This is a genomic window from Rathayibacter sp. AY1B8 (genome assembly GCF_002932775.1).
Taxonomy (GTDB): Bacteria; Actinomycetota; Actinomycetes; order Actinomycetales; family Microbacteriaceae; genus Rathayibacter.
The window spans coordinates 1-10,462 of record NZ_PSWJ01000010.1; the positions used below are offsets into that span (position 1 = coordinate 1).

Genomic DNA, 10,462 nt, shown 5'->3' on the forward strand with positions numbered 1-10,462 from the left:
GGCGGCGGGGGGCGCGGTCGTGGTGGCGGGGTCCGTGGTGGTGCCGGTCATACGCGTGCCGCCCCGTAGACCTCGTAGGCCCCCGCGACTCCGCCGCCCACCGGGACGGAGGCGCCCGCGCGGCGCAGCACCGCCTCCAGCGCCGCCAGGGTGGTCAGCACCGCGTCCGTCCGGGCGTTGTAGCCCATCGTGCCGATGCGCCAGACCTTCCCGTGCAGCGGCCCGAAGGACGTGCCGATCTCGATGCCGAAGTCGGCGAGCATCTCCCCGCGCACCGCATCACCGTTCACGCCCTGCGGGATGCGCACCGCGACGACGTTCGTCATCTTGTGCCCGACGTCGCCGAACACCTCGAGATCGAGGCCGCGGACTCCGGCGAGCATCGCCGACCCGTGCAGCGCGTGGCGGGCGACCGTCTCGTCCAGGCCCTCCTCGACGACGATGCGGGCGCACTCGCGCGCGCCGTAGAGCATCGTGGTCGCCTCGGTGTGGTGGTTGAGGCGGCGCGGCCCCCAGTAGTCGAAGATCATCCCGAGGTCGAAGTAGTTGGAGCGGACGCGGCGGGCGCTGACAGTGTCGCCCTCGTCGCGGATCCCCGCCTCGATGCTCCTGCGCGACTCGATCACCGCGACGGCCTTCTCCGAGAAGGTGACGGGAGCCGATCCGGACGGGCCACCCAGGCACTTCTGGAGCCCCGCGGTGACCGCGTCGAGCCCGAGCTCGTCGGTCGCGAAGGCGTTGCCCGCGAGGGAGGCGGTGACGTCGGTGTAGAAGAGGGCGCCGTGCTTCTCGCAGAGGGCGCCGAGCTCTTCCAGCGGCTGCGCCATGGTGGTCGACGTGTCGCCGTGGACCACGGCCAGCATCTTCGGCTTCACCCGGGCCAGGGCCTCGGCGATCGCCGAGACGGGGAAGACCTGCCCCCACTCGGCCTCGATCACGTGCACCTCCGCGCCGCAGCGCTCCGCGATCTCCCGGAGGAGGTGCCCGAACCGCCCGAAGACCGGCACGAGCACGCGGTCGCCCGGCTCCAGCATCGAGACCAGCGCCGCCTCGATGCCCGCACGGCTCGTGCCGTCGACGAGCATCGTCTTCTCGTTGCGGGTGCGGAACACCTGCCGGTACAGCTCCTGCGTCTCCGTCATCGTCCCCGTCATGAACGGGTCGTACTGCCCGACCAGCTGCGCCGACATCGCACGCAGGACGCGCGGATCCGCGTTGATCGGGCCCGGCCCCATCAGCAGGCGCGGCGGCGGATCGACGGGGAGGAACGGTGCGGGCGCGGTCATGGGCCACCTCTTCACGAGCGGGAGAGAAACAGTCGTTTCACCCGGAGAGCCTATGCGACGGACGTTTCGCCGGTGTTTCGCGGTGTGCGGCGGGTCACCCGGGAGGTCCGCGGGACACTGGTCGGCATGAGGACAGCGCCGCACCGAACGGTCACTGGCCGGTGACCGAGGACCAGATCGTCGCTCTCGTCTGGGCGCCGATCGCGATCGTCTTCGGAGCGGTGTTCATCGGCCGGCGCGAGTGGATCTCCGCGCGGGCCCGTGACCAGCTGCGCAGGCGGGGGCAGAGGGTCGGGCCGAGAACGCAGTCGCCCGTCGTGATGGCCGCGGGAGGCGCCCTCTTCGTCGTCGTCGGCGTCGTCGTGATCCTGCTCACGCTGACGTCGGTCCTCCGCGGACCCTCCTGAGCCGTGTCGGGGTCTCGGCACCCCTCCGGCGGAGCAGCGCTCCTCCACAGGGGCGGCTCAGGGTCTGATTCTCCTGATCGGACGCCTCTGCGGCCCGGGTGTCGGTGGTCGCTGATTCAATACAGGTATGGCGGATCGGATGCGGCAGGGAGTCGAGGAGGTCCGCGCCCTCGGCGACCGTGCGGCGCTGCTCGCCCGGTCCGCGGCTCCGCTCCACCTCGCCTCCGCCGAGGCGCTGCACGAGGCGTACAGGGCTGCGCTCCGCCGCCCCGAGGCGTTCGCTCGCGGCGGGTCACCCAGCGAGTCGCGCGACCTCGTGGAGCGCTCGGTGCGGGCCGAGCTCGCCGTAGCGCTGGCCGTGTCCGAGCGCGTGGCCGCCCGGGAGCTCGAGCACGCCCGCCTGCTGGTCGAGCACCTCCCGTGCACGCGCGCCGCGCTGGCCGAGGCGCGGCTGCGCTGGGAGGCGGGGCAGATCATCTGCGGAGTCGCCGCGACCCTGCCGCCGGCCTCCCTCCGGGAGTTCGACGAGCGCGCTGCGGGACTCGCCGCCTCGATGACGCCGACCCAGCTGCGGGGACGCCTCGTCCGACTGCGCGACGAACTGCACGACGTGCCCCTCGCCGATCGCCACGCTCGCGCCCGGGAGGACCGGGCCGTCTGGGTCTCACCCGAGCAGGACGGCATGGCCACGCTCTGCGCGACCCTCCCCGCTCCGGCCGCGATGGGCGCGCTCGCGCGGCTCGACCGGATCGCCCGCACCCTCCGCGACGGGAACGGCGACAGGACGGGCGGCGGGAGCGGTCCGGCGCAGGAGCGCACGCTCGCGCAGCTGCGGGCCGACGCGCTCGTCGACCTGCTCTGCGACGGCGACGTGTCCGGTACGGCGCCAGGCGACGAGAGGCCGCGGACGTCTGCTCGCGGCATCCGGGCCGAGGTGCGTCTGACCGTGGCCGCGAGCACCGCGGCCGGGCAGGACGAGACGCCGGCAGAACTGGACGGCTACGGCCTCGTCCCGGCCGGCGTCGCGCGCGAGCTCCTCGGACCCTGCTCGGCCGTCACCCCGGTGCTCATCCACCCGGGGTCGGGTGCCGTCGTCTCGGTCGGCAGGACGCACCGCCTCCCTCCCCCGCGGATGCGCCTCGCACTCCAGCTGCGCGACCGGACCTGCCGCTTTCCCGGCTGCACCCGGCCGGCGGCGACGGCCGAGGCCGACCACACGCTGGAGTGGCGCCACGGAGGCGACACCGCACTCCACAACCTGGCGTCGCTCTGCGTCGGCCACCACCACGTCCGCCACGGGGACCGCTGGACCTACACGCTCCACCCCGACGGTTCGGCCGACTGGACCACTCCCACCGGCCGCCGCGTGGTCACCCGTCCCCCCGATCCGCCCGCGCCACCGTGGCCACCGCGCAGGCCGAGCTTCAGCGATGCGCCGCCGCCGTTCTGACCGCGGGACATGCTGCGCTCCTGCGGGCGCGGGATGCCCCCCACCCGCACTCGGAGCGCGCCCTCAGAGCGCGCCGGCCAGCTCCAGGAGCGCGAGGTCCGATCCGCGTGGCCCGACCAGGCAGAGCCCCACCGGAGCACCGTCGACGCTCAGCCGCGGCACCGACAGCGCCGGATACCCGCCGATCCCCGCGACGCAGGTCAGGCCGAGCGTCGCCGACCGTGCCGCGTCGATCGTCTCGACCGACGCGTCGAGGGTCGGCGCGACCGACGACGCCGACGGCAGGAGCAGCACCCGCCCGTCGAGCGCGCCGTCGAGCGCCTGCCGGAAACCCGCGACCCGCGCCCGCGCGGCCGTCTCCTCCTGCTCGTCGACGAGCGAGGCCGCGTCGAAGCGCGCCTGCACGTCTGCCGCCAGCACTCCCGGATGCGCCGCGACCCACGAGCCGCTCGACCGCCACGCCTCCGCGGCCTGCACCAGCCGGAACGCCTCGAGCATCTCCGCCACGGCCGGCAGCGCCACCTCGTCGGCGCTCAGCCCCTCGACGGCCGATCGGAACGCCGCGCGGACGGCCGCGTCCACCCCGCCCAGCAGTGCCGGCGCCACCGCGAGACTCCGCACCGGCGGGCCGGACGGCAGGCAGACCTCGGCCACCCGCCTCAGCGTGCCGAGGTCCCGCGTCAGCCACCCGACGGTGTCGAAGCTCGGCGCCAGCGGCAGCAGCCCCTCGACGGGCACTGCACCGTGGGTCGTCCTCAGCCCCCACAGGCCCTGGTAGGAGGCGGGTACCCGGATCGATCCCGCGGTGTCGGTCGCCAGCCCGACGGCTGCCTGCCCGAGCGACACGGCGGTCGCCGGTCCGCTCGACGATCCGCCCGGGATCGCTCCGGGCACGGCCGGATTGGGCGGCGTCCCGTAGCCGGAGTTCCGGCCGGCGATGCTGTAGGCGAACTCATCGGTCTGAGCGATCCCGCGCACCGACGCTCCCGCTGCGAGCAGCTGCGCGACGGCCGGAGCGGTCGCCGCCTCGATCGGCGCGGAGGCGAGGCGGGCCGGCACTCCCGCGCCGATCCGCTGGCCCTCGATCGCGAAGAGGTCCTTGACTGCGACGTCCAGTCCGTCGAGGGTCCCGGAGCCGGCGGCCGGCACGAGCGGCGCGCCGACGGCCCGCCAGACGCGGGGGTCCAGCGCGGGCGAGGGCGCCTGCACCTGCGCAGCGCGCACCCGCCAGGTCCCGCCCTCGCGCGACCACAGCTGCGTGACGAGCCCGCGCCCGCCACGGGCCGGAGCGTTCACGCTCACCACGAGCGCCGTGCCCGCATCGACCGCCCTGACGTGCAGCTCCACCAGCTCCCGCACAGGTGCCCCGCCGCGACGACCCCGGAAGCCGGTGATCACCGCGTGGCCGACGAGCAGCCCGGAGGCGTCGCCCCGGAGCGTCGTCGGCGCGTCCACGAACGCGTCGGCGAGCGCCGCGACGTCGTCCGCCCCGAGCGCCGCCTCGTACGCCAGGACCGCGTCCACCAGCCCGTCCGGCAGGTCGCCCTCGAGCGTCGTCACCCGCGGGTCAGTCATCGAAGTCGGCCGTCCGGACGCGGGCGTGCACGCCCTTCACCAGGTCGACGACCTGCGAGATGTCGAAGTCGGTCGCCGCGCTGAGGTAGGCGTAGGCGTGAGCCGGGTCCATCCCGTAGCGGGCCGCCAGCAGCGCGATGGCCGCGCGGACGCAGTTCTGCACGGCGACGTCCAGGTCCTCGTCCATCCCGGTGGGCACGAGGAACTCGCCGGTCTCCCCCATCGGCCCGAGCAGCTCCCCGAACGCCGCGATCGCCTCGGCGCGCGGGACGACCTCCAGGCGCACCCGGACGCGCAGGCTCGCCTCCATCGCCGTCAGCGCCACCTCGCCGTCGCCCTGCGCGAAGTGGGGATCGCCGACGTACGCGAGCGCGCCCGGGACCTGCACGGGAAGGTAGAGGCTGGTTCCGGCGGTCAGCAGTGCGATGTCGATGTTGCCCCCGTGCGCACCGGGCGGCACGGAGTGCGGGCGCTCCTCCCCTGCGACGGCGACGCCCATGATCCCGAGGAACGGCCGGAGCGGGAACCGGGCTGCCCGCTCTCCTCCCGGCACCAGCGGGATCACGCCGCGGAGACCGCCCTGCGCGTCCTCGTCGACGCGCGCGAAGACGCTGAACGGCCCCTCCTGCAGCGGGTACTCGCCCGGCAGCGCCCCGCGGCCGTGCCGGTTCGAGACGACTCCGTACGGCACGCGCGGCTCGGCCTCGAGGAGGGTCATCCGGAGCAGGTCCCCCGGCAGCGCTCCCCGGACGGCGATCGGCCCCGTGACCACGTGCGGCCCGTCCGTCTCGCCGTCGCGGAACGGCCCGTCCGCGGCGAGCGCGACCGCGTCGCGCAGCACCCCCTCCGGAGCGACTCCGTGGCGGCCGAAGAAGGCGACCGGATCGCGGCCCTGATCCTCCAGCACGCCCTCGTGGCTGAGCGTGTCGATGACGACCTCGGCCCCCGAGTCGACGGTGAGCACGGGCGCGTCCGCCGCGCACGGCAGGCGCCCCCACAGCACCGAACCCGGCTCGGCCGGCAGGTAGTCGACCCCCGGCGGCACTCCCTCACCGGGCTGCACCGCCCACTCCGTCCACCGCATGCGCGTCCGCCTCCCGCGCGGCCCGTCCGCGCCGTCCGACCCTAACCGCGCCGTGTTTCGAGCATATGCACGCGTGTGCCACGATTCTCCAGACCCGCCCCCGACGACAGGACTCCCGTGTTCCGACGCCTGCGCACCCGCTCCGAGGGCGCGACCCTCGGCCTGATGCTCGCCCTCACCTTCTCGACCGGCATCATCGACGCCGTCGGGTACCTCGGGCTCGACCGCGTCTTCGCCGGCAACATGACCGGCAACGTCGTCATCCTCGGCATGGCCCTCTCCGGCGCGGCCGACCTGCCCGTGGTCGGCCCCCTGATCGCGCTGGGCGCCTTCATGATCGGCGCCGTGATCGGCGGCCGGGTGCTCCGCCCGGTGAAGAAGGGCTGGACCTCGCGCTCGACCTGGCTCTTCGCGGTGGTCGGCATCCTGCTCGGCGTCCTGGCGATCGTGCTCGCGGTCGTGCCCGAGCACCCCGAGCCACTCGCCTTCACCGTCACCGGCGTGCTGGGCGGGGCGATGGGCCTCCAGGCCGCGACCGCCCGCCACCTCGCCGTCAAGGACGTCACGACGGTCGTCGTGACCTCGACGATTACCGGCCTCGCCGCGGACTCCCGCCTGGCGGGTGGTTCCGGTCAGCCGTGGTTCCGCCGCGCGGCGGCGATCGTCCTGATCGCCGCGGGTGCCGGAGTCGGCGCGCTCGCCCTGCTGGTCGGACTCTGGCTCGGCCTGGCGATCGCCGCGGTCATCACGCTCGTCGCGACGCTGCTGGGCGAGCTCGTCGTCCACTCCCGGTACGCTCCGGCGCCCGCCGACGCCGCCGCCTGAGGCGGCGCCCACCGGCGCGTCAGCGCGGCAGTTGCTGGCAGTGCGGGCAGAGGTGCGAGGAGCGGTTCATGAACGGCACCCGCACGATCGCCGCGCCGCACCGGGCGCACGGCTTCCCCGTCTGCCCGTAGGCGTGCAGGCTGTGCGAGAAGTAGCCGGAGGCGCCGTTCACGTTCACGTACTGCGCATCGAAGCTGGTGCCGCCCTCGGCCAGCGCCCGTTCGAGCACCGAGCGCACCTCGGCGAAGAGGCGGCGGATGCGCGCCTCGCCGAGCGACGAGCTCGGCCGCTCCGGGTGCAGCTCCGCCGCCCACAGCGACTCGTCCGCGTAGATGTTCCCGATGCCGCTCACGAGCGTCTGGTCGAGCAGCGCCCGCTTGATCCCGCTGCTCCTCCTCGCCAGCGACGCGACGACCGAGCCCAGGTCGAAGGAGGGGTCGAGCGGATCGCGGGCGATGTGCGCGACCTGCGAGGGCACGGCGCGCAGCCAGCCGCCTCCGCGGACCTCCTCGCCCGCGTAGCCGCCCGGCGCTCCGTCCGGGGTCGGCACCAGAGCGTCGACCGCCATCGAGCCGAAGATCCGCTGGTCGACGAAGTGCAGGGCGAGCTCGCCGTGCTCGGGGTGCTCGATCCCGATCCGGATGCGCGCCAGCCGCGGCAGCGCCGCATCCGCCGTGCGCAGCAGCACCTGGCCGCTCATGCCGAGGTGCACGAGCAGCGCCTCGTCGCGGCCCGCGGGCAGCCAGAGGAACTTCCCGCGCCGCACCGCCGCTTCGAGCCGGCGCCCGACGAGCAGGCGCTCGAAGGTCCCGTGCGGATGCACGTGCCGCTTCAGCGAGCGCTCGTCGACGATCTCGACGCCGGTCACCAGGGAGCCGGTGACCGCGGGAGCGAGACCCGCCCGCACCACCTCGACCTCGGGCAGCTCGGGCACGGTCAGTCCGAGACCGTTGGAGCGACGGGTGCGCCGGGGGCCGCCAGACGCGTCCACGCGTCGAGCGCGGCGGCCATCTCGGCCGCCTTCTTGCTCGTCCCCTCGCCGCGGGCGGTGACGAGTCCGCCGACGATCACGGTGGCGACGAACACCTTGTTGTGGTCGGGGCCGGTGGCGGCGATCTCGTAGCGCGGGGCCGGCGCACCGCGCTGGGCGGCCGCCTCCTGCAGGCTCGTCTTCGGGTCCATCGAGACGCCGAAGCGGAGCGGATCGGCCCGCAGAGGGGCGATCAGGCGCAGCACCAGGTCGCGGGCCGCGTCGGGACCGGTGCCCAGGTAGACGGCGCCGATGATGGCCTCGACCGTGTCGGCGAGGATCGACGCCTTGTCGCGGCCGCCGGTCAGCTCCTCGCCGCGTCCGAGGCGGAGGAACTCGCCCAGGCCGATGCCGCGGGCGATCTCGGCGAGCGCGACGGTCGAGACGAGGCTCGCCCGGCGTTTGGCCAGGTCGCCCTCGCTGAGGGCGGGGTACTCGGTGTAGAGCATGACGGTCACGGCCTGCCCGAGGATCGAGTCGCCGAGGAACTCGAGGCGCTCGTTGTGCGGGATGCCGCCGTGCTCGAAAGCGAACGACCGGTGCGTCAGGGCGAGCTCGAAGAGCTCACCGTCGAGGCTCACGCCGAGCGTGGCCTCCAGACGCGACCGGTCGTCGCTGGAGGGTCGTGCGGAGGTCTGGTTCACCATGGACCGCGGTCCGTTCGTCGAGAGGCGGTGCGCCCCGCGCCGTGCGGACGAGGAGCGGGATCAGACGTCGGCGACCTTGCGGCCCTTGTACTCGAGGAACAGCGCGGTGCCCGCGGAGTCCTCGACGACCTTGGCGCGGTGGGGAAGGCTGTAGACGACCTTGCCGTTCTCGATGGTCTTGACGAGGGTGGGGACCTCGGCCTTCCACTGCGAACGACGGGCGTGGGTGTTCGCGCGGGACTTCTTCCTCTTGGGAACAGCCATGATTCTCTCTTCTCTACCTCTAGTCGGATTCGGTGCGGGCGGTCGCGCCCTCACCGCTGTCTGCGGAAGCTCTGTCGGTGGAAGCTCCGGGCGCTGCGGCCCCGCCGTCCTCCTCGCTCAACCCTGCGAGCGCGGCCCACCGGGAGTCGCGCGGCGCCTCGGGTTCGGGCGTGGAGGAATCGGCCAGCCGCTCCCCCGTGACGGGGTCGAGGCCCGGACAGTCCGGCCGGCAGACCGGCTGGAACGGCAGCGACAGAACCACCGCATCCCTGACCAGAGGTTCAAGATCCACGTGGTCGTCGTGAACCTCATAGTCGAAAGCTTCGTCAGAAGAGTACGCGAAAAGTTCCTGGAACTCGACATCGACAGGCAGGGAGATGTCGGTCAGGCACCGGCTGCACTCGCCGTCGGCCCTCGCCGACACCTCGACACTGGCCAGAATCCCCTCGTGCACGGACTCGAGCCGGACGTCGAGATCGACGGCCGATCCCTTGCGGACCGCGACGATCCCCTCGCCGAACTGCTCCGGCGCCTCGAGCTCGAGGCGGTGCTCGCGCATCTCGCCCGGTCGCCTCACGAGGTCGCGCACGTTCACGGTGAACGGCGTCTTCTTGAAAGTAGTCACGAGGGTCCAGCCTACCCCTCCCGGCCCCCTCCGGGGCCGGAGGGGCCGGGAGGAGCCGGGAGGGGCGGAGTCCGGGCTCAGGCGCCGCCGGCCTCCAGCGTCACGTCGATCGGCGCGTAGTCGGCACCGCTCGTGTCCACTCCCTCGTCGGCGAGCTCCGCGAGCGCCTTCTCGATGTACTCGTTCGAGTAGGCGGTGGCGGGCGGGTCCGCGCTGATGATCGTCGCGCCCGTCTCGTTCTCCGTCTCCTTCGCGATGTCGACCGTCTGCTGCCACGCGGCCTCGTCGATCATCCCGACGCCGCTCGTCGAGGGCCAGATCAGCTTGTTGACCTCGTTGGTCATCCAGAGCTGGTGGCTGGTGCCGAGCGTGGATCCGGCCGCGGTGACGATGTCGGCCGCCGCCTGCGGGTCGTCCTTCGCGAAGATCCAGCCCTTGATCGAGGCCTTGATGAAGGCGACCGTCTGCTCGGCGTACGCGTCGTCGTCGGCGAGCCTGCCCGCGTCCGCCCAGATCGCGTCCTGGAGCATCGCGGTCCCGATGTCGTTCCAGCTGATGACGTTCAGGTCGTCCGGCCGGTACAGCTCGCCTGTGGCGGGGTTCACGGTCTCGAGGACCTGGGCGTACTCGTTGTAGGTCATCGCCTGGGCCGCGTCGATGTCGCCTGCGAGGAAGCCGTTCATGTCGAACTGCTGCTGGACCAGCGAGATGTCGTCGAGGGAGACGCCGTCCTTCTGCATGCCGGCGAACAGCTCCCACTCGTTGCCGTAGCCCCAGCTGCCCACGCTCTTCCCGGCCAGGTCGGCCGGCGAGGTGATCCCCTTGTCCTTGAAGGAGATCTGCGTGGTGGCGCTGCGCTCGAAGATCTGCGCGACGTCGGTGATCCCGGCCCCCTGCTCGATCGAGCCGAGGACCTTGGGCACCCAGGAGATCGCGTAGTCCGCGTCGCCCGAGGCGAGCACGTCCTGGGGGACGATGTCGCCGCCTCCCTCGGCGATCGTCACGTCGAGGCCCTCGTCCTCGTAGTAGCCCTGGTCGAGCGCGGCGTAGTACCCGGCGAACTGCGCCTGGGCCACCCACTGCAGCTGCAGGGTGACCGGCGTGAGGCCGCCGGAGCCGGAGTCCGACCCCGGGTCGGAGCCGCCGGAGTCGCTGCAGCCGGTGAGCGCGAGGCCCACGGCCGCGAAGGCGGCGGTCGTCGTCAGGGTGATGCGGGTGCGTCTGGTCACGGGTCCTCCTGGTGCGGTCTGCGGGGTCGCCGGTGCGGCG

The 10,462-nt window shown here is 73.3% G+C and carries 11 protein-coding genes; 3 read left to right on the plus strand and 8 right to left on the minus strand.

The genetic code is table 11. The features are described from left to right. Positions 1-47 precede the first annotated feature (47 nt). The gene (locus C5C63_RS08060) at positions 48-1,286 is read right to left on the minus strand and encodes an alanine--glyoxylate aminotransferase family protein (protein WP_258065413.1); all 1,239 of its coding nucleotides are present in this window, start codon (positions 1,284-1,286) and stop codon (positions 48-50) included. A gap of 161 nt (positions 1,287-1,447) precedes the next feature. Here C5C63_RS08060 and C5C63_RS08065 point away from each other — a divergent pair, with 161 nt between their 5' ends. Together C5C63_RS08065 and C5C63_RS08070 are read left to right on the plus strand one after the other, a co-directional pair. After that, positions 1,448-1,693, plus strand: coding sequence for a hypothetical protein (locus tag C5C63_RS08065; RefSeq protein ID WP_104239596.1), 246 nt, complete (start codon positions 1,448-1,450; stop codon positions 1,691-1,693). A gap of 127 nt (positions 1,694-1,820) precedes the next feature. Next, entirely contained in the window at positions 1,821-3,143 is a 1,323-nt protein-coding gene (locus C5C63_RS08070; RefSeq protein ID WP_104325833.1) for an HNH endonuclease signature motif containing protein, read from the plus strand. 63 nt (positions 3,144-3,206) lie between these two features. Here C5C63_RS08070 and C5C63_RS08075 read toward each other — a convergent pair whose 3' ends face one another. Both C5C63_RS08075 and C5C63_RS08080 read right to left on the minus strand, forming a co-directional pair. Next, positions 3,207-4,718 (minus strand): AtzH-like domain-containing protein, encoded by a 1,512-nt coding sequence (locus tag C5C63_RS08075; protein WP_104325834.1) that lies wholly within the window; start codon positions 4,716-4,718, stop codon positions 3,207-3,209. Then, complete coding sequence (locus tag C5C63_RS08080; protein ID WP_104325835.1) at positions 4,711-5,802, minus strand: acetamidase/formamidase family protein; 1,092 nt, start codon at positions 5,800-5,802, stop codon at positions 4,711-4,713. The genes C5C63_RS08075 and C5C63_RS08080 overlap by 8 nt, the downstream gene beginning before the upstream one ends. A 117-nt stretch (positions 5,803-5,919) precedes the next feature. On the opposite strand from C5C63_RS08080, the gene C5C63_RS08085 reads away from it, so the two are divergent. Then, positions 5,920-6,627, plus strand: coding sequence for a YoaK family protein (locus C5C63_RS08085; protein WP_308470741.1), 708 nt, complete (start codon positions 5,920-5,922; stop codon positions 6,625-6,627). A gap of 19 nt (positions 6,628-6,646) precedes the next feature. On the opposite strand, the gene mutM is transcribed toward C5C63_RS08085, so the two are convergent. The 5 genes from mutM to C5C63_RS08110 form a co-directional block, all read right to left on the minus strand. Continuing rightward, positions 6,647-7,561 (minus strand): bifunctional DNA-formamidopyrimidine glycosylase/DNA-(apurinic or apyrimidinic site) lyase, encoded by a 915-nt coding sequence (gene mutM / locus C5C63_RS08090; RefSeq protein WP_104283536.1) that lies wholly within the window; start codon positions 7,559-7,561, stop codon positions 6,647-6,649. Positions 7,562-7,563: 2 nt separating this feature from the next. Continuing rightward, entirely contained in the window at positions 7,564-8,304 is a 741-nt protein-coding gene (rnc, locus tag C5C63_RS08095; RefSeq protein WP_104325836.1) for a ribonuclease III, read from the minus strand. A 60-nt stretch (positions 8,305-8,364) separates the two neighbouring features. Further along, the gene (gene rpmF / locus C5C63_RS08100) at positions 8,365-8,568 is read right to left on the minus strand and encodes a 50S ribosomal protein L32 (protein ID WP_104223482.1); all 204 of its coding nucleotides are present in this window, start codon (positions 8,566-8,568) and stop codon (positions 8,365-8,367) included. 19 nt (positions 8,569-8,587) lie between these two features. Continuing rightward, on the minus strand, positions 8,588-9,127 hold the full coding sequence (locus C5C63_RS08105) for a DUF177 domain-containing protein (protein ID WP_104247536.1): 540 nt from the start codon (positions 9,125-9,127) through the stop codon (positions 8,588-8,590). Between the two features lie 143 nt (positions 9,128-9,270). Then, a complete protein-coding gene (locus C5C63_RS08110) occupies positions 9,271-10,422 on the minus strand; it encodes an ABC transporter substrate-binding protein (protein WP_258065414.1) in 1,152 nt (383 codons plus the stop codon). Positions 10,423-10,462: the final 40 nt, after the last annotated feature.